The following is a 16,562-nucleotide window of genomic DNA, read 5'->3' on the forward strand; positions in this document are numbered from 1 at the left end:
GCAGGCCTCGCGTCACGTCCCGCAGAATGTTGCATGGACCACCTCATTTTCGGCCGGAGGACGCCTCAGGTCTTCCGCATCCCCCTGATCCTCGTACGGTCGCGCCAACACAGCGTTCAGCCGGTCGAAGGGCGCGTAATCACCCTGCACCGCCGACTGGATCATCTGTTCGATCCGGTGATTGCGCGGAATGAATGCGGGGTTTGCGGCGGTCATCACCTCCAGTGGCGCCGCTTCGTGCGCCAACCGTGCACGCCAGTCTTTTTCCCAAGCGTCAAACGCTGCCGGGTCAAGGAACTGATCCCGCGCCGTGCCACCGCCCAGCGCCCCGAAGGTATTGGTGAAATCCGCCTGCCCCCCGGCCATGCGCTTCAGAAGGTCGGTGATCAGTTCCTGATCGCCCTCGTCCGCGGTTGCCAGTCCGATCTTTGCCCGGAACCGGGACAACCAGTTCTGTTGCAGCAGGTCCGGCATCGCGTGGACGATCTCGGTCGCCTCTTCCACGGCGGCCTCTTTGTCGTCCATCTGCTGGATCAAGGCCGTTGCCAACTGCGCGAGGTTCCACACCGCGATATCAGGCTGGTTCGAATAGGCATAACGACCCATCCGGTCAATCGAGCTGTAGACGGTGTTGGGGTGATACGTGTCCATGAACGCACATGGGCCGTAGTCAATGGTCTCACCCGCGATCGAGCAGTTATCGGTATTCATCACCCCATGGATGAACCCCACGCTCATCCATCGTGCAATCAAACCGGCCTGCGCATCGCGCACCGAACGTAACAGGCCCATCGGCCCATCTGCCTTTGGGTAATGCCGCGCAATGGCATAGTCCGTCAGGCGCTTCAGGCTGTCCATCTGCCCACGCGCTGCAAAAACCTGAAAGGTCCCCACCCGCAGATGACTGGATGCAACCCGGGTCAGAACAGCTCCGGGCATCGGAGCTTCACGAAAGACGGTCTCGCCGGTTTCCACGGCTACCAAGGCGCGTGTGGTCGGAATGCCCAGGGCATGCATCGCCTCGGACACCACATATTCCCGCAGCACCGGCCCCAGCCAGGCCCGGCCATCGCCCCGGCGGGAAAACGGCGTAGGACCCGAACCTTTCAACTGGATGTCCCGGCGCACCCCGTCCGTTCCAACCGTCTCGCCCAACAGCACCGCACGCCCGTCGCCCAGCTGCGGGTTGTATTGCCCGAACTGATGCCCGGAATAAAGCTGTGCGATGGGCTCGGCACCTTCGGGAATACTGTTTCCCGCAAAGGCTTCGGCCATGTCCTCGACGTCTCCGGGCGATATCCGCAGCAACCTGGCCAGATCATCGTTGAACGCAATCATCCTTGGCGCGCGCACGGGAACCGGTGACTGCCGTGCAAAGAACGCATCCGGCAGGCGGGCATAAGAGTTATCGAAGGGGATTTTCAGGGTCATGCCGTAAACATATCCCTCGGACGCATGAATACCATAGCGGATCACACCGGCCCGTGCATAATCGCACCCAAACACGAGGAACCACATGACCGCACAAGAGATTATCGACCGCCTGAACCTGCAACGCCATCCCGAAGGTGGTTGGTATGCCGAGACATGGCGCGCCGAAAACGAAGGCCGCCCCACCGGCACCTGCATCTACTTCCTGTTGCAGAAAGGCGAAAGCAGCCATTGGCACCGTGTCGATGCGACCGAGATCTGGCTGTACCATGCCGGCGCGCCGCTTGTCCTGTCGCTCAGCGCAACCGACCAAGGCCCCGCCACCGAACATGTGCTGACACCCGACCTTTCCGCTGGCGCACCACAATTGATCGTCCCGGAAGGCCATTGGCAAGCCGCCCGCAGCACGGGTGATTACACGCTGGTCAGTTGCACAGTCTCGCCCGGCTTCCAATTTGAAGGATTTGAATTGGCCGCCCCGGGCTTCGATATCCCCAAGGCGTAAGCCGACGTTCAACGATCTCGGAAAAGGTGAGTTTACAGACGGTTGCCCATTGATCATTCTGTACACGCAGCCACAGGCGACGGAGTAACGAGTGAGTATGAAGCAGGTCCTGCTGACTGTCTTGTTCTTGTGTCAAAGCGCAGCATTCGCCAGCGCAGAGCCCGCTTGCGCCGAGGCCCGTCTTGCATCCGATCTGACTGCGCCAGAACTGAACGGGGAAGAAACGGCTGAAGATGCTGACCCGATCGTGACAGCCGAACCTGCGGTGCTGGTTTCCAGGCGTCCTGCCCTGCGACCCTGCAAGTTTCGGAAATTCGAAGTGGGCCGTGAACGAATGCAGGAACGGGGCGCCGTGTGCGGCGACTGGACCATTCTGGGTGAAACTCGCAAGCCCGTCGCCGGAAAGGCCCGCGGATGCGGGATCACGAACCCGGTTCGGGTTTACAAAATATCAGATATCGCTCTCAGCCAGTTCTCATTGATGGACTGCCAGACAGCGGTCACGCTGAAAACGTGGATCGAAAACACGGCCAAGCCAGCCTTTGCCGAAATGGGCGGCGGGCTGAAGGGGATGCGGATCGTTGGCCACTATGCCTGCAAGACCCAGAACAACCAGCCGCGCTCACGCATTTCGGAACACGCGCGCGGAAAGGCGATCGACATATCGACCTTCGTTCTACAGGACGGAACACAGATCACGGTCCGGGACGGATGGAACAACGCGCAGGGCGCTGTTTTGAGAGAGTTGCACGAAGGCGCCTGCGGCATATTCGGAACCGTGCTTGGCCCGGACGCCGACCGCTATCACGTCGGGCATTTCCATTTTGACACGGCCCGCCGCAAGGGCGCTCCGGTGTGTCGATGAACCTTCGGGTTGCGCCTCTATTTGTCGCTTCGGCTTTTGATCAACAAACTGATCAGCGGTACCAGCAGCGTCGCTGCCGATCCCAAAGGGTTCGATCCAATGCTCTTGACCGCCTGCACGACCTCTTTGGCCTCTGCCGTCATCTCCTCCAATTCGTCTTCAATATCCGCTATGGCCATATCGCGCACCTCGACGGCCGGTGCGACTTCGTCGTCGATATTTCGGCGTCTTGCAATCAGCACAATAAGCCCGGCGAAAACGATGTTTCCAAAGGCCAACAGCGCCGCCGCCGATGCTGGTGACATCGCGCTCTGAAGCGCCAAGAAAAAAGAGACATTCAAAAGCACCACCGCCGACAATGCCGCGATGCCCGCGATGCCCATCAGTATGGTCTGTTGCTGCACCACCCCAAGACGGCGGCGTGCAATCAAACGTTCGGTCCGATAGATCGTAACCAGGTTCTTGCTCAGTCTGCTCATAACCCGCCTCCTAGCCCTGCGCGCGCCCGACGACGTACCCCAGCGAAAACGCAATCAGCAACGCCGTGATCGGATAGTCTTTCTGAAGCCGACCGAACTCCTCGACAACGTCATGTCCCAAGGACTGAACCTGGCTCAGGTCGATCCCGTGGTCTTCCAGCAGCTGCCGGATTTCATCCGACGATTTGGCGCCCTCAGGCGGATCATCGGAACCCGATTCCTTTTCGGCCTGCGCCTCCAACGTCGCATTCCGCTTCCGCAACTTCTCCAACTCGGCCTCAAGCTCTGCCTTGGTCGCCATACTGCCATGCCCCTGATCCATCGGTCCGGGCAATCGTCGCACAAAGAGTTGTTTTTTTGAACTGTTTTCCGGATCGGGTTATCCGACCGGGTCCATCGACACCGTACTGACGACCCCGCCACCGACAAGCGCCTTTACGCCGGTAGTTCCGGGACAAGAGGTCGGCAGCCCCCGCGCGACACGCACCGCCAGATAGGCAAACGCCTGCGCCTCAAGCATGTCGCCGTCCAGCCCCACCGCCTCAACCGGTTCGACCGGGCAATCCAGCGACACGCGCAACATCTCCATCAGCACCGGGTTGCGTCTGCCGCCCCCGGTGACCAACACACAAGACGGAGGTTTCGGACAATGCTCCATCCCCTGCACCACAGCTGCGGCGCACATACCGGTCAGGGTCGCCACCGCGTCAGCGTCATCCAGTTCCTTGACCAAACCGATCATTTCCGAAAAATCGTTCCGGTCCAGGGATTTCGGCGGCATGCGAGAAAAATACGGCTCGGCCAGAAACAGCTCCAGCGCGCCCATTTCCACCGTTCCATCGCGCGCAAGCGCCCCGTCGCGGTCCATCGGAAGCCCCAGCCGGGCCTGCATCAGATCATCGACCGGCGCATTGGCCGGGCCTGTATCAAAGGCCAGCAACGCACCGGGCGCTTCGGGGCCTTCAAACGCCGGGTCCACATAGGTCAGGTTGCCGACCCCGCCCAGGTTCAGGAAACACAGCGGCCGGTCCGCGCCGAACCATTTGGCACAGGCGAAATGAAAGAATGGCGCAAGCGGAGCCCCCTCGCCCCCCATCACCACATCGTCGCTGCGGAAATCCCAGACCACCGGGCGCCCGAGGGCCTGCGCCAGCCCCAGCCCGTCACCGACCTGCAAGGTCCCGCGTCCGCGCGGCTCATGCGCCAGCGTCTGTCCGTGAAAGCCGATCAGATCCACATCCTCGAACTCGGACAGTGCTTCGGCATGGGCGATTGTCACCATCTCTGCCGCCGCATCGACCTGGGGACCATGCCACTGGCCCAGCGCGGCGCGCAACACGTCGCGTTCCGCATCCGAATACGCGCGGTATCCGCTTTGCCCAAACCCGTAAATCAAATGCCCGTCGGTTTCCACCACCGCGGCATCAACCCCGTCCATCGAAGTGCCGGACATTGCGCCCAAAGCCCGGAGCTTTCCGTGTTTCGCGATGGTCTGGCCCAAGCCTGCCTCCTGAATTGGCTGTGTCATTCGCCGCCTCCGGGTCCGGGATTTCACCTTTGGGTTGCAGCCCGGTCAACGTGCCTTCTGTTGGGGCGCAAAGGCAAGCGTTCCGGACCGGCCCGGCAATTTTTTTCTCAGCGCGCGTGTCTGGATCGACACCCTCGACCACCCCCCGCGCCCGAGGTGAAAAGGTGGCTTTTCCTCCCACGCGCTGCCGCCTATACAGTGCCCCGCAACATTAACCCAAAGGGCACGATATGACCTACCACCCCAAATCGGATTTCATCGCCACGATGATCGAGCGCGGCTTTCTCGCCGACTGCACCGATTATCAGGGCCTTGACGACGCGCTGATCAGTGGGGTGCAAACAGCGTATATCGGCTATGACGCCACGGCGCAGTCGCTGCATGTGGGTCATTTGATGAACATCATGGTACTGCGCTGGCTGCAAAAGACCGGCCACAAACCGATCACGCTGATGGGCGGTGGTACCACCAAGGTGGGTGATCCTTCGTTCCGATCGGATGAACGCCCCCTGCTGGGCCCTGAACAGATCGACGCCAATATTGCGGGCATGAAGCAGGTCTTCGCCAAGTACCTGTCCTACGACGACAGCGAGACCGGCGCGCTGATGCTAAACAATGCCGAATGGCTGGACAGCCTGAACTACCTCGATTTCCTGCGCGATATCGGGCGGCATTTCTCGGTAAACCGGATGCTGTCATTTGAGTCCGTGAAATCTCGGCTGGATCGCGAGCAATCGCTGAGCTTCCTCGAATTCAACTACATGATCCTGCAGGCCTATGACTTCCTCGAGCTGAACCGCCGCTATGGCTGCGTTCTGCAGATGGGTGGTTCAGACCAGTGGGGCAATATCGTCAACGGGATCGACCTGACCCGCCGCGTGCTGGATCACGAGATCTATGGCCTGACCACCCCCCTGCTGACCACCAGCGATGGCCGCAAGATGGGCAAGTCGCAAGGCGGCGCGGTCTGGCTGAACGGCGACATGCTGAGCGCCTACGAGTTCTGGCAGTTCTGGCGCAACACCACAGACGCAGATGTTGGCCGGTTCCTGAAAATCTTCACGGAACTGCCGGTCGACGAATGCGACCGTCTTGCAGCGCTTGAGGGTTCAGAGATCAACGAGGCTAAGATCCGTCTTGCCAATGAGGTGACCACCCTGCTGCACGGTGCGCAAGCCGCTGCGAACGCCGAAGCCACCGCGCGCGAAGTCTTCGAAATGGGAGGCGTGGGCGAGGACCTTCCAACCCTGACCCTCAGCGAGGCCGAACTGGGTGACGGGATATCTATCGTGCAGCTAATCGTGAAATCCGGGCTGGCAAAATCCGGCAAAGAGGCCAAGCGTCTAATCGCGGAAAACGGCGCCAAACTGGACGACGTACCGCTAACAGATTCGGGTTCAAAATTTGAGGTTTATCAAACGGTAACCGGTGAATTTCATGCACGTGTTGTTGGATCAAATGGGCAAATCTTGAAGACGACGAAAGACCTGCAGTTGAAGTTATCTGCGGGCAAAAAACGTCACGCTGTAGTTAAGCTGAGCTAACATTTCTCATAGTGTCTAGGAATAACGGCCACCCAAGCGGGTGGCCGTTATTCTTCTGGAAAGTCACGCTTATCTGCGTTCTTTTCCGCCGCCGCGACCGGGCCGGTCGCCACTTTCGTCATTGTTGGCATTATGACCGCGGCCCGGGCTGCTGCCTTCACCGCCATTGCCATGGCCGTTGTTGCCCTTGCCACCACCTTTACCCTTGCCGCCTTTACCTTCGCCTTTGCCTCCACCGCCAGATTCACCGCCGCCACCGGATTCACCTTCACCGCCGGATTCACTGCCGCCACCGGACCCGCCGCCGCCGCCGGATTCACCACCGCCGCCGGATTCACCTCCGCCGCCGGATTCACCTCCACCGCCGGGTTCACCACCGCCGCCGGATTCACCACCGCCACCGGACTGGCCGCCACCATTGTTTTCGCTTTCTTCAGACGCGCCGCTGGGGCCATTTTCACCGCCTCCGACAGTTCCACCAGCATCGGCGAATCCAGACCCACCGGGTTCAGAGCCGCGGCTTTCACCCCGATTTTCCGCCGAACCAGACAGGCTTGCCGTCGGCAAATCCGTCAGCAACGCCGCCAGCCCCGGGCATTGCGCCCCGGTTACACTCAAAGTTGTTTCAAAGTCGGCCCGCTTTTGAAGCCTGTCCAGAAAACTCGGGGTAATCTGCACACAATCGCACAACCCGGCATAGTCCCCCGCGTTGGCAAGAGTCCGAGCCGTCTTCCAGTTGCAGGTTTCCGGTGCAGCAGCAGCATCGCCAACCATCACCATTCCAATAACAGGTACAGCGATAACTGCACCCAGTATGTGTTTCGTACTTTTTACCATAACAGATCCTCCTGGCGGAAAAACACACAAAGGCTCTGAGTTCTTCGCTCACGAACAGGCGCGTTTTCGTGAAGTCGGCATTAAGAAATGTTGAGGAACGGCCAGAACATTGGGGCCAGGGACATGGCCCGCCAACCAGAATCCTGCTTTCTCAAATATGTGGACACTGGCCCCACAATGCAGTTATTGAACAAGTGTTCATATCCTTGGGAGGAGTTCACCATGCACCTGTCCACCACTGCCGCCCTCATCACCGGAGGCGCATCCGGTCTTGGCGAAGCCACGGCACGCCACTTCGCCTCGGAAGGCGCGCAGGTCACCATTCTGGATCGTGATGCGGATCGTGGCGCACAGGTCGCCGCCGAGATTGGCGGGCATTTCGCACAAACGGATGTAACCGACCAAGAGTCGGTGGCCGCAGCCGTGCGCCATGGCATGGACAAGATGGGCAAGATCACGGCCACGGTGAATTGCGCCGGTATCGCCTATGGTATCAAGACCGTCGGCAAGGATGGCCCTCACCCTCTGGATGCTTTCCAGCGTACGATCGACATCAATCTGGTTGGCACCTTCAACGTGTCCCGGCTGGCCGCTGCCGAAATGGCAAAGAATGAACCCGAACCAGACGGGGCACGCGGGGTGATCATCAACACCGCCTCGATCGCTGCGTATGACGGGCAAAAGGGTCAGGCAGCCTATGCGGCCTCGAAGGGCGGCGTCGTGGGCATGACGCTGCCGATGGCCCGCGACCTGGCCTCGACCGGCATTCGGGTCATGACCATCGCGCCGGGCATTTTCATGACCCCGATGCTTGCGGGCCTGCCCGAAGAGGTGCAACAACAGCTTGCCGCCGACGTCCCGAACCCTGCCCGCCTTGGCGATCCGCATGAATACGGACGACTGGCCGGCTTTATCGTCGAGATGGGCTATCTGAACGGTGAGGTCATCCGCATCGACGGTGCCCTGCGTATGCGCTAAACCGGGGCTCATGACCGAGCGGCAGAAAATGGAAGCGGGTGAATGGTATTGCTGCCTTGACCCGGAATTGGATGCGCTTCGCGCCGAAGCGCGCCGGGCCGTTCATGCCCATAACACATGCCCGCCGGATGCCCGTGGGGCCATCGCGCCGGAACTGGCAGCCCTGTTCGCGGGCTTTGGTCAGGATAGCTTTCTCGAGGCTCCGTTTCACTGTGCCTACGGAATAAACCTGTCGTTGGGAGACCGCGTGTTTTTCAACGCAGGCTGTGTCGTGCTCGACACCGCGCCGGTGACGATTGGGAATGACACGATGCTTGGACCTGCGGTGCAGATCTATTGCGCCGAACACGCGAAAGATCCTGCCTTGCGCGCTCAAGGCCTCGAAGTTGCCCACCCTGTCAGGGTCGGCGACAACGTCTGGATCGGCGGAGCCGCGATCATCATGCCGGGCGTTACGATCGGCAACCATGCCATCATCGGAGCGGGCAGCGTGGTGACAAAAGACGTTCCCGCCGGCGAGACCGTGGTTGGAAACCCTGCCCGGCCGATACGCGCCGGCCGATAACCCTGCTCTTCCGCCAATCCACCAGGGTCTTGTTCGCGGGGCGTAGCGCCTGTTTTTTTTGATCAGGCCGCGCCGGGTCAACGTGTCCCCAAGGAGGGGCGCCCGGGCAAGGTGGATTTCGACTGCGCCGAACTCGAAAGAGACATCGCCTACGCCGAAGAAGAATGCACACAAAACGACCCGCATGTGGTTGCGACATATCCCGGTGTCGTTGCCTTCCATGCAATTTGGAACAGCCGCGAACCGTCGCAGACGCTTTTGAACGCGCTTCATCTCGCCACTTGCATAAATATACTCGACGGGGTCGCAGCCAAACCAAGCTGAACGAATTGACGCGGATCCGCTGATCCTGTCCCCGGCAAAACCGAAGCAGCAGGCGAACTCCGGTTTTTCAGAAGCTTTTCCACGCCGCCTGATAAGGCGCGCGCAGTTGGCGTCTACTCAGCCTGGGCTTTCTCTTCCAGTGTCAGCCATTCCTCTTCGGCCGCCGACAACTTGTCTTGCCGTTCGACAAGCGCCTCGGACGCTTTCTGGAACTTGACCGGCTCGCGGGTAAACAGCTCGGGGTCGGACATCAATTCTTCGAGCTTTGCAATCTCGGCCTCCAGCCGTTCAATCTCGGCCGGCAGCTTTTCCAGACGGTGCTTCTCGGAAAAGGATAATCCCGATCTGGCTTTTGCTTCCTGCTTCACCTTCGGCTTGGAAAGCTTTGTCTTGATGTCTTTTTTCTCGGAAACTTCGCCCCGCTGCGCAATATAGTCGGACCAGCCGCCGGCATAGACGGTCGCCCGCCCGTTGCCTTCCATCGCGATGGTCGTCGTTGCAACGCGGTCCAGAAAATCCCGGTCGTGGCTGACCAGCAGAACCGTTCCATCGTAGTCGTCCAGCAGTTCCTGCAATAGATCCAGCGTTTCGACATCCAGATCGTTGGTCGGTTCGTCCAGCACCAGAAGATTGGAAGATTTCGCCATCAACTTGGCCAGCAGCAACCGAGCCTTTTCCCCACCCGACAAGGATTTGACAGCCGCCCTTGCCTGCCGCTCGTCAAACAGGAATTCCTTGAGATAGCCCACGACATGTTTGGGCTGCCCGCCAACCATCACCTGATCGGCCTTGCCGGAAACCCGCATATCCGGGTCGCCGGTCAGGCTGTCCCACAAGCTCATCTCGGGGTCCAGTTGCGCGCGGGTCTGATCGAACACCGCGACCTCAAGATTGGTGCCCAGCGACACCGAACCTTCGTCCGGCTCCACCTGCCCCAGAAGCATCTTCAGCAAGGTCGTCTTGCCGACCCCATTCGGCCCGACAAAGGCCACACGATCACCGCGCTGCACCAGCAGATCAAAATTCCGAACGATCTGCTTGTCGCCGAACCCTTTGGCCAGCCCTTTGGCCTCGATCACCTTGCGGCCCGATTTTGGCCCGGCCTCCAGCGTCATCGCAGCGGAACCCTGACGCTTGATCTGTGCCGCCTTTTCGGCCCGCAGCGCCTGTAGGGCCCGCACCCGGCCCTGATTGCGTTTGCGTCGGGCGCTAATGCCCTCAACCGCCCATTTGGCCTCGGACTTGATCAGACGGTTCAGCTTGTGACGCTGCTGGTCTTCTTCTTCCCAGATCTTATCCCGCCAAGCTTCGAACGCGTCAAAACCTTGCTCCTGCCGTCGGACAGCGCCCCGATCAATCCAAAGTGTCGCCCGCGTCAGTGCCCGTAAAAAGGCCCGGTCGTGCGAGATCAGCACAAACGCCGCTCGTGTCGAGCCAAGCTCGCGCTCCAGCCACGCGATGGCTTCGATATCCAGATGGTTGGTCGGTTCGTCCAGCAGCATCAGGTCCGGTGCCTCGGCCATCAGCTTGGCCAATGCCGCCCGCCGCCTTTCACCGCCCGAAGCAGTCTCAACCGGGCGCGCAGGATCGAATTTCAGCCCCGCACCCGCCCGTTCAACCTTGTAGAGCTCCCCTGGCTCCAAACCGCTCGACGCATAGTCGCCCAGGGTGGCAAAGCCCTCCATCGTCGGATCCTGCTCCATATAGCCCACGGATTTTCCGGGCGGCACGACAATTTCACCGCGGTCAGCCTCGACCAGGCCGGCCATCACTTTCATCAGCGTGGATTTGCCCGATCCGTTGCGCCCAACCAGCGCCACGCTGTCACCGGGCTGTACCACCAGATCCAGTTCGGAAAACACCGGTTCGCCCCCGAAAGTCAGGGATATGCCGGACATCTGCAACAAAGGAATTCTCGCCATGCCCGCCAGCTAAACCGGCGGCCACACTGCGTCAACGCCCTGTTTTCACCTTTTCGGAAATACTCACCTTAAACGGCCAATGCCCGAAACAGGCGTCTTCGGGCCGGCGGGATCGCCCCGATTTCAAGCCCGGTAAACACATGCAACGTGTTCATGTGGCGATCCACAACCGCGTGATCACTCACCCACCCTCCCATCATCAGATAGGTTCGCAACAGGGGCGGCATGCGCGACATGGCCTTTTTCGCATCCGGCCGGCGCCGCAGACGTGCGGCAAAGCGGAACACGTCCGGAGCCTTGACCCGCGGCAACCACCGTTTCGGGGCCAGGTGGCGATGTTTGAGCATCGCAAAGGCATCAAGGTATCGCCCGGTTTCGGTCCCGGCAAAGGACGAACATCCAAACAGCATCTGAACATTGTGTTGATCGACATAGGACGTCATTGCGCCCCAGGCGACACGCAGAATGTCAGGATCGTTCAGGCCCGGATGAACGCAAAACCTGCCCATCTCGACCATGCGGCCACTGAACCCTGCCAACGAGCTCAGGTCGTAGAACTGTGCTGAATAGCTGCGTCCGATTTCACCGCCATGTTCCATTGTCAGCATCCGAAAGCAGCAGACCAACTGCCCGGCGGATCGCATATCTTCAACCAGGACATGGCTGCATTGCGCGTCAAAAGCGTCAATGTCCGGTTGCCGGGTGCCGAATGCCAATGTCCGCAGGCTTTGTGCGGCCCTGATATCCTCGGCCGATTCCGCCATACGGGCGCGATAGCGCCCCTTGCTTAACATAACTGCCGCCGCCACGGTCGCGTCCTCCATGGGTGCCGACCCACGAGTGTCGGCACGACACCGTTAACACAAGACATGTGACCGCCTTGTGACCAACGCAAGGTTCCGCCGCGATCAGTTGGCGCCAGGAATATTGGCCGGGTTGAAGTTGCCGATATTGCCCAACAGCTGACGCAGGAAGCCTTTGTCCTGAACGTTGGAATCGGTCACACGGCGTTCCAGCGGAATCACGATGCCGTCTTCCAAGCCAAAACGCTCGATGTTTCTGACCACTCCACGCTGATCAAAGCTGATGGCGACCAGTTCGCGCGCCACCACTTCGGGCCGTTTCGGGCCGTAATGGCGGACCCGCGAGCGGACATAGTAATAGCCCGTATCCCGCACGACCCCGGACGCACCCGGTGCGCCGATGGCTTCTTCCACGCTGTCGCGCGTATCCACGCCCACTTTGATTTCGGCCAGTTCCTCGGCCGGAGGCACATAGCCGTGATTCTTGTAGATCGGCGTACAGGCCCCGGCCGCAGCCAGACAGGCAACAAACACAAGCGATTTCGTCGCTGGTTTCAACCGGTTCACTACCTTCAACATGCACACCCTCTTGCCTTGGCCTCTTGCGGCTTCTATCCGATTACAGAAACCGCTGCCACGGTTCAACACATAGAAAGGCTCACGAATGGGCAACGTTACATCATTTCGGGTGGCTGACCTGCCCCAGAACGCCCCGACACGCTTTGAACTGCGCCCCGCAAGCGCCGAATTGGAAGAGATCAGGCAGGATCTGGGGCTGCTAGGGCTGCGCAAACTCAGCTTTTCCGGCGAGCTTCGCGCACAGGGCAAGCGCGACTGGGTTCTCAACGGCAAACTCGGTGCAACCGTGATCCAACCCTGTGTCGTGACGCTCGAGCCGGTCACGACCCGGATCGACATTTCCGTGCATCGCACCTTTCTGGCCGATTGGACCGACCCCGATGAACCCGAGTTCGAAATTCCGCAGGATGACGAATCCGAGCCCTTGGGCCCGGAAATCGACCCCGCATTGGTGATGGTCGAGGCGCTGTCGCTGGCCCTGCCACAATACCCGCGCAAGGAGGGTGCGGAACTGGGTCAGGCAGACTATACCGAACCCGGAAAACCGGCGATGACCGACGAAGACGCCAAACCTTTCGCCGGATTGGCAGGATTGCGCGATACGCTCAAAAAAGACGAGTGACAGAACGCAGATTTCCTGTCATAGCAGGCGGTCAGAAAAATCGCTTGAACATACCGAGAATCGCAGTATTTTCGCGCGCTCATCGGATTTAGGGTTGGACATTGCGGGGCCCGTCGCCTAAACGCGCGTCAAACCACGATAAACGAACTACGAAACCCGGGTCGGCAGCGAATCTGCGACCCCCAGTCAGACAAAGGTTGAGACCATGGCCGTCCAACAGAACAAAGTTTCCAAGTCGCGTCGCAACAACCGCCGCGCACACGACGCTCTGGTTGCTGCAAACCCGAACGAATGCCCGAACTGCGGCGAGCTGAAGCGCCCGCACCACGTTTGCGCATCCTGCGGCCACTATGATGATCGCGAAGTCGTCGCTCAGGCCGATGAAATCGATCTGGACGAAGACGCAGCCTAAGCCTGATCGAGCGCAGACCAAGGCATGACTGAACAGCCCACGCACGCCGGACGGATAACCATCTCGGTCGACGCTATGGGTGGGGACGCAGGTCCCTCTGTCGTTGTTGCCGGTCTTGCGAAATCGGCCGACAAGAACCCGAACATCAGGTTCTTGCTGCACGGGCCCGAACAGGTATTGCGCAAGCTTGTCGCCAAACGGCGTGTCCTTGAGGGGCGCGTCGTTTTTCGTGATTGCTCGGGCGTGGTCACGATGGAGGACAAACCCAGTCAGGTCGTGCGCAACGGCAAAGAGACCTCGATGTGGTCCACGCTGGAAGCGGTACGCCAGGGCGAAGCCCATGGCGCGGTGTCCTGCGGCAATACCGGTGCGCTGATGGCCCTGTCGATGATGCGCCTGCGCAAACTGCCGGGCGTGAACCGACCGGCCATCGCGATACTGTGGCCCTCGCGCAACCCTCAGGGGTTCAACGTGATGCTGGATGTCGGCGCAGATGTGCGCGCCGACGCCAAGGACTTGCTGCAATACGCCCTGATGGGCGCCTCTTACGCGCGCAACGGTTTGGCCCTGAACCGCCCTCGGATCGGGCTGCTGAATGTCGGCACTGAAGAACACAAGGGGCGCGCCGAACTGAAAGAAGCGCACTTGATGATCGCGGGCTTCGCGGAACAGGCGAATTTCGATTTCTTGGGTTTCGTCGAAGGCAGCGACATCCCCGGTGACAAGGCGGATGTCATTGTAACCGATGGCTTTACCGGCAACGTCGCGATCAAGACCGGCGAAGGTACGGCAAGCCTGATCGGCGACCTGCTGCGGCAAGCGTTCAAATACTCCCCGCTATCCCGATTGGCCTCGATTCTGGCTATCACGTCGCTGAACCGTTTGAAGAAACGGATCGACCCGCGACGCGTGAATGGTGGTGTGTTTCTGGGGCTGAACGGCACCGTGGTGAAATCCCACGGCGGCGCTGACGCGACAGGCGTGTCAGCTGCAATCAAACTGGCCTTCACTTTGGCGCAGTCCGGCTTTTCCGAAAAATTGGCTGCGCGGGTTGCATCCACTGCCCAGCTTGCACAAGATGCCGCGCAATCAGCGCCGCAAACAGATAAATAACAAAAAAGGCAGTACCGGAAAATGGCAGGCCGTTCAGTTGTAGTAGGTGTCGGGCATTATTTGCCTGAGCGCGTTGTCCCCAATTCCGAGTTTGAAAAAACCCTGGACACAACCGACGAATGGATAAAGACCCGCTCGGGGATCGAACGCCGCCATTTTGCAGCCGAGGACGAGACGACATCCGATCTGGCCACCAATGCCGCCCAAGCTGCGCTGGCCGACGCAGGCCTGACGGCGGATGATATTGACGCAATCGTACTGGCGACTTCAACGGCGGATCTGACCTTTCCTTCGGCCGCCACCATGGTTCAGGCACGGCTGGGCATGACCAAGGGTTTTGCCTTTGACGTGCAGGCTGTTTGCGCCGGATTCGTTTTTGCACTGTCCAACGCAAATGCGTTGATTGTTTCAGGTCAGGCCAAACGCGTGCTGGTGATCGGGGCCGAGACTTTCTCACGGATCATGGATTGGACCGATCGGTCCACCTGTGTTCTTTTCGGCGATGGCGCCGGTGCAGTGGTGCTGGAGGCCCAAGAGGGCAAAGGCACCGCCGAGGACCGCGGTATTCTGGCAACCGACCTAAATTCGGACGGGCGCTACAAGGATCTTCTCTATGTCGATGGCGGCGTTTCGACACAATCCACCGGGCATCTGCGTATGCAGGGCAATCAGGTTTTCCGCCATGCCGTTGAAAAGCTTACAAAAACAGCGGAAACAGCGTTGGAACGAGCGGGGCTGGGCAATTCCGACGTGGATTGGATCGTGCCGCATCAGGCCAATATCCGCATCATTCAGGGCACCGCCAAAAAAATGAACCTGCCGATGGAAAACGTGGTTGTGACCGTTCAGGATCACGGAAACACCTCGGCCGCATCCATCCCATTGGCCCTGTCCGTGGGCAAGCAGCGCGGACAGATCAAGCCGGGTGATCTGATCGTAACCGAAGCCATTGGCGGCGGTCTGGCCTGGGGCGCAGTGGTTCTGCGCTGGTAACCGGCGCAAACCGGCTTACACAGCCGCCCGCAATTCATTGATATTGACAGCGAATTTGCCATACCCATATGCTTCAATAGCAACAGGGGAATTAGCATGGGCGACAAAACACTGACTCGAATGGACCTGAGCGAAGCCGTCTTTCGTGAGGTAGGTCTGTCACGGAACGAAAGTGCGCAGCTGGTTGAAAGCGTTCTGAACCACATGTCCGACGCCTTGGTGCGTGGTGAACAGGTGAAGATCTCGTCTTTCGGCACATTCAGTGTTCGCGACAAGACCGCCCGTGTCGGTCGCAACCCCAAAACCGGCGAAGAAGTCCCGATTCAGCCGCGCCGTGTGCTGACTTTCCGCCCGTCGCATCTGATGAAAGATCGCGTCGCAGCCGGGAACCGCAAGTAAGTTCAGGACGTCCAGGTTATGAGTAAGTCCCCCGATGCCTTTCGCACCATAAGCGAAGTTGCGGACTGGCTCGGTGTTCAGGCTCATGTTCTGCGTTTCTGGGAAAGCCGGTTCACGCAGGTAAAGCCCGTCAAACGCGCAGGTGGGCGCAGATATTATCGCCCAAATGATATGCGTCTTTTGGGCGGGATCAAAAAACTGCTCCACGAAGACGGAATCACGATCAAAGGTGTCCAGCGTATCCTGCGCGAACAAGGCGTCGCACATGTCGCGGCGCTGTCCCCTTCCCTGGACGATCCCGGCCCAGCCCCGATTGCGCCTGCCCAGGACACCGTGGTGCCGTTCGAACCAAAGCCCGCCGCCGCCATGGAACAGATTCGCATGGATCTGCGCGACCCGATCAAGCCAACCGGTAAGGACGATGCGCAGACAAACGCACGCGCCTCTGACGCGTCACAGCCGGAGCCAGAGCCCGAACTGGATGCCGCGCCCTTGATGGGTGGAATCGCGTCGCTTGCGTGGAAACAGACAGATTTTGATGACGACCTGCTGCGGCGCATCGCACCGATTGCAAAAGATCTGCGCCGCTGGCTGGACCGGGTTGAAACACAGGCGACGGGTTAGGACAAAAGGCATTGATTTCCTCTTGCCCCTGCCGGGAAA

At 59.8% G+C, this 16,562-nt stretch carries 19 protein-coding genes; 11 read left to right on the forward strand and 8 right to left on the reverse strand.

The window, feature by feature from the left end:
- Positions 1–12: 12 nt before the first annotated feature.
- Positions 13–1,431, reverse strand: a complete 1,419-nt coding sequence (locus ACR3E6_RS14860) for a protein adenylyltransferase SelO (protein ID WP_480488155.1) — start codon at positions 1,429–1,431, stop codon at positions 13–15.
- Positions 1,432–1,516: 85 nt separating this feature from the next.
- Between ACR3E6_RS14860 and ACR3E6_RS14865 the strand changes: the two genes are divergently transcribed.
- Together ACR3E6_RS14865 and ACR3E6_RS14870 are read left to right on the forward strand one after the other, a co-directional pair.
- Positions 1,517–1,936 carry a cupin domain-containing protein gene (locus ACR3E6_RS14865; protein WP_171167780.1) on the forward strand — a complete coding sequence of 140 codons (420 nt, stop codon included), beginning with the start codon at positions 1,517–1,519 and terminating at the stop codon, positions 1,934–1,936.
- Positions 1,937–2,033: 97 nt separating this feature from the next.
- Positions 2,034–2,801: an extensin-like domain-containing protein gene (locus tag ACR3E6_RS14870; protein ID WP_480488157.1), complete on the forward strand. Its 768-nt coding sequence runs from the start codon at positions 2,034–2,036 to the stop codon at positions 2,799–2,801.
- A 17-nt stretch (positions 2,802–2,818) separates the two neighbouring features.
- Here the strand turns inward: ACR3E6_RS14870 and ACR3E6_RS14875 are convergent, their stop codons facing one another.
- From ACR3E6_RS14875 to ACR3E6_RS14885, 3 genes are read right to left on the reverse strand one after another with little or no spacing between them, the layout of a single operon-like run.
- Positions 2,819–3,280, reverse strand: coding sequence for a hypothetical protein (locus ACR3E6_RS14875; RefSeq protein ID WP_480487802.1), 462 nt, complete (start codon positions 3,278–3,280; stop codon positions 2,819–2,821).
- 10 nt (positions 3,281–3,290) lie between these two features.
- The gene (locus ACR3E6_RS14880) at positions 3,291–3,623 is read right to left on the reverse strand and encodes a hypothetical protein (protein WP_480487804.1); all 333 of its coding nucleotides are present in this window, start codon (positions 3,621–3,623) and stop codon (positions 3,291–3,293) included.
- A 36-nt stretch (positions 3,624–3,659) separates the two neighbouring features.
- Positions 3,660–4,808, reverse strand: a complete 1,149-nt coding sequence (locus ACR3E6_RS14885; protein WP_480487806.1) for an anhydro-N-acetylmuramic acid kinase — start codon at positions 4,806–4,808, stop codon at positions 3,660–3,662.
- Between the two features lie 230 nt (positions 4,809–5,038).
- On the opposite strand from ACR3E6_RS14885, the gene tyrS reads away from it, so the two are divergent.
- Entirely contained in the window at positions 5,039–6,352 is a 1,314-nt protein-coding gene (gene tyrS / locus ACR3E6_RS14890; RefSeq protein ID WP_480487808.1) for a tyrosine--tRNA ligase, read from the forward strand.
- A gap of 69 nt (positions 6,353–6,421) precedes the next feature.
- On the opposite strand, the gene ACR3E6_RS14895 is transcribed toward tyrS, so the two are convergent.
- On the reverse strand, positions 6,422–7,189 hold the full coding sequence (locus ACR3E6_RS14895; RefSeq protein WP_480487810.1) for a hypothetical protein: 768 nt from the start codon (positions 7,187–7,189) through the stop codon (positions 6,422–6,424).
- Positions 7,190–7,411: 222 nt separating this feature from the next.
- Between ACR3E6_RS14895 and ACR3E6_RS14900 the strand changes: the two genes are divergently transcribed.
- Both ACR3E6_RS14900 and ACR3E6_RS14905 read left to right on the forward strand, forming a co-directional pair.
- Entirely contained in the window at positions 7,412–8,167 is a 756-nt protein-coding gene (locus ACR3E6_RS14900) for a 3-hydroxyacyl-CoA dehydrogenase (RefSeq protein WP_171723115.1), read from the forward strand.
- Positions 8,168–8,177: 10 nt separating this feature from the next.
- Positions 8,178–8,732, forward strand: a complete 555-nt coding sequence (locus tag ACR3E6_RS14905; RefSeq protein ID WP_171723114.1) for a sugar O-acetyltransferase — start codon at positions 8,178–8,180, stop codon at positions 8,730–8,732.
- Between the two features lie 437 nt (positions 8,733–9,169).
- Here ACR3E6_RS14905 and ACR3E6_RS14910 read toward each other — a convergent pair whose 3' ends face one another.
- The 3 genes from ACR3E6_RS14910 to ACR3E6_RS14920 form a co-directional block, all read right to left on the reverse strand.
- On the reverse strand, positions 9,170–10,978 hold the full coding sequence (locus tag ACR3E6_RS14910; RefSeq protein ID WP_480487812.1) for an ABC-F family ATP-binding cassette domain-containing protein: 1,809 nt from the start codon (positions 10,976–10,978) through the stop codon (positions 9,170–9,172).
- A 68-nt stretch (positions 10,979–11,046) separates the two neighbouring features.
- Positions 11,047–11,802, reverse strand: coding sequence for a GNAT family N-acetyltransferase (locus ACR3E6_RS14915; protein ID WP_480487814.1), 756 nt, complete (start codon positions 11,800–11,802; stop codon positions 11,047–11,049).
- An 84-nt stretch (positions 11,803–11,886) separates the two neighbouring features.
- A complete protein-coding gene (locus tag ACR3E6_RS14920; RefSeq protein ID WP_171631898.1) occupies positions 11,887–12,360 on the reverse strand; it encodes an outer membrane protein assembly factor BamE in 474 nt (157 codons plus the stop codon).
- Between the two features lie 85 nt (positions 12,361–12,445).
- On the opposite strand from ACR3E6_RS14920, the gene ACR3E6_RS14925 reads away from it, so the two are divergent.
- From ACR3E6_RS14925 to ACR3E6_RS14950, 6 genes are all read left to right on the forward strand, one after another.
- Positions 12,446–12,982: a YceD family protein gene (locus tag ACR3E6_RS14925; protein WP_480487816.1), complete on the forward strand. Its 537-nt coding sequence runs from the start codon at positions 12,446–12,448 to the stop codon at positions 12,980–12,982.
- Between the two features lie 205 nt (positions 12,983–13,187).
- Positions 13,188–13,394 carry a 50S ribosomal protein L32 gene (gene rpmF, locus ACR3E6_RS14930; RefSeq protein ID WP_008756996.1) on the forward strand — a complete coding sequence of 69 codons (207 nt, stop codon included), beginning with the start codon at positions 13,188–13,190 and terminating at the stop codon, positions 13,392–13,394.
- A 24-nt stretch (positions 13,395–13,418) separates the two neighbouring features.
- Positions 13,419–14,507 (forward strand): phosphate acyltransferase PlsX, encoded by a 1,089-nt coding sequence (gene plsX / locus ACR3E6_RS14935; protein ID WP_480487818.1) that lies wholly within the window; start codon positions 13,419–13,421, stop codon positions 14,505–14,507.
- 21 nt (positions 14,508–14,528) lie between these two features.
- Entirely contained in the window at positions 14,529–15,500 is a 972-nt protein-coding gene (locus ACR3E6_RS14940) for a beta-ketoacyl-ACP synthase III (protein ID WP_171723111.1), read from the forward strand.
- Positions 15,501–15,596: 96 nt separating this feature from the next.
- Complete coding sequence (gene ihfA, locus ACR3E6_RS14945) at positions 15,597–15,899, forward strand: integration host factor subunit alpha (protein ID WP_152458234.1); 303 nt, start codon at positions 15,597–15,599, stop codon at positions 15,897–15,899.
- An 18-nt stretch (positions 15,900–15,917) separates the two neighbouring features.
- Complete coding sequence (locus tag ACR3E6_RS14950; RefSeq protein ID WP_480487821.1) at positions 15,918–16,523, forward strand: MerR family transcriptional regulator; 606 nt, start codon at positions 15,918–15,920, stop codon at positions 16,521–16,523.
- The last annotated feature ends 39 nt before the right edge of the window (positions 16,524–16,562 follow it).

It is taken from the genome of Ruegeria sp. AL3 (assembly GCF_056536065.1).

Bases quoted from the DNA above. Each gene is read 5' to 3' on its own strand.
- ACR3E6_RS14875 (WP_480487802.1), bottom strand. From the start codon at position 3,280: ATGAGCAGACTGAGCAAGAACCTGGTTACGATCTATCGGACCGAACGT.
- ACR3E6_RS14895 (WP_480487810.1), bottom strand. From the start codon at position 7,189: ATGGTAAAAAGTACGAAACACATACTGGGTGCAGTTATCGCTGTACCT.
- ACR3E6_RS14925 (WP_480487816.1), top strand. From the start codon at position 12,446: ATGGGCAACGTTACATCATTTCGGGTGGCTGACCTGCCCCAGAACGCC.
- ACR3E6_RS14900 (WP_171723115.1), top strand. From the start codon at position 7,412: ATGCACCTGTCCACCACTGCCGCCCTCATCACCGGAGGCGCATCCGGT.
- ACR3E6_RS14905 (WP_171723114.1), top strand. From the start codon at position 8,178: ATGACCGAGCGGCAGAAAATGGAAGCGGGTGAATGGTATTGCTGCCTT.
- ACR3E6_RS14940 (WP_171723111.1), top strand. From the start codon at position 14,529: ATGGCAGGCCGTTCAGTTGTAGTAGGTGTCGGGCATTATTTGCCTGAG.
- rpmF (WP_008756996.1), top strand. From the start codon at position 13,188: ATGGCCGTCCAACAGAACAAAGTTTCCAAGTCGCGTCGCAACAACCGC.
- ACR3E6_RS14915 (WP_480487814.1), bottom strand. From the start codon at position 11,802: ATGGAGGACGCGACCGTGGCGGCGGCAGTTATGTTAAGCAAGGGGCGC.
- ACR3E6_RS14870 (WP_480488157.1), top strand. From the start codon at position 2,034: ATGAAGCAGGTCCTGCTGACTGTCTTGTTCTTGTGTCAAAGCGCAGCA.
- ihfA (WP_152458234.1), top strand. From the start codon at position 15,597: ATGGGCGACAAAACACTGACTCGAATGGACCTGAGCGAAGCCGTCTTT.
- ACR3E6_RS14950 (WP_480487821.1), top strand. From the start codon at position 15,918: ATGAGTAAGTCCCCCGATGCCTTTCGCACCATAAGCGAAGTTGCGGAC.
- ACR3E6_RS14860 (WP_480488155.1), bottom strand. From the start codon at position 1,431: ATGACCCTGAAAATCCCCTTCGATAACTCTTATGCCCGCCTGCCGGAT.
- tyrS (WP_480487808.1), top strand. From the start codon at position 5,039: ATGACCTACCACCCCAAATCGGATTTCATCGCCACGATGATCGAGCGC.
- plsX (WP_480487818.1), top strand. From the start codon at position 13,419: ATGACTGAACAGCCCACGCACGCCGGACGGATAACCATCTCGGTCGAC.
- ACR3E6_RS14920 (WP_171631898.1), bottom strand. From the start codon at position 12,360: ATGTTGAAGGTAGTGAACCGGTTGAAACCAGCGACGAAATCGCTTGTG.
- ACR3E6_RS14865 (WP_171167780.1), top strand. From the start codon at position 1,517: ATGACCGCACAAGAGATTATCGACCGCCTGAACCTGCAACGCCATCCC.
- ACR3E6_RS14885 (WP_480487806.1), bottom strand. From the start codon at position 4,808: ATGACACAGCCAATTCAGGAGGCAGGCTTGGGCCAGACCATCGCGAAA.
- ACR3E6_RS14910 (WP_480487812.1), bottom strand. From the start codon at position 10,978: ATGGCGAGAATTCCTTTGTTGCAGATGTCCGGCATATCCCTGACTTTC.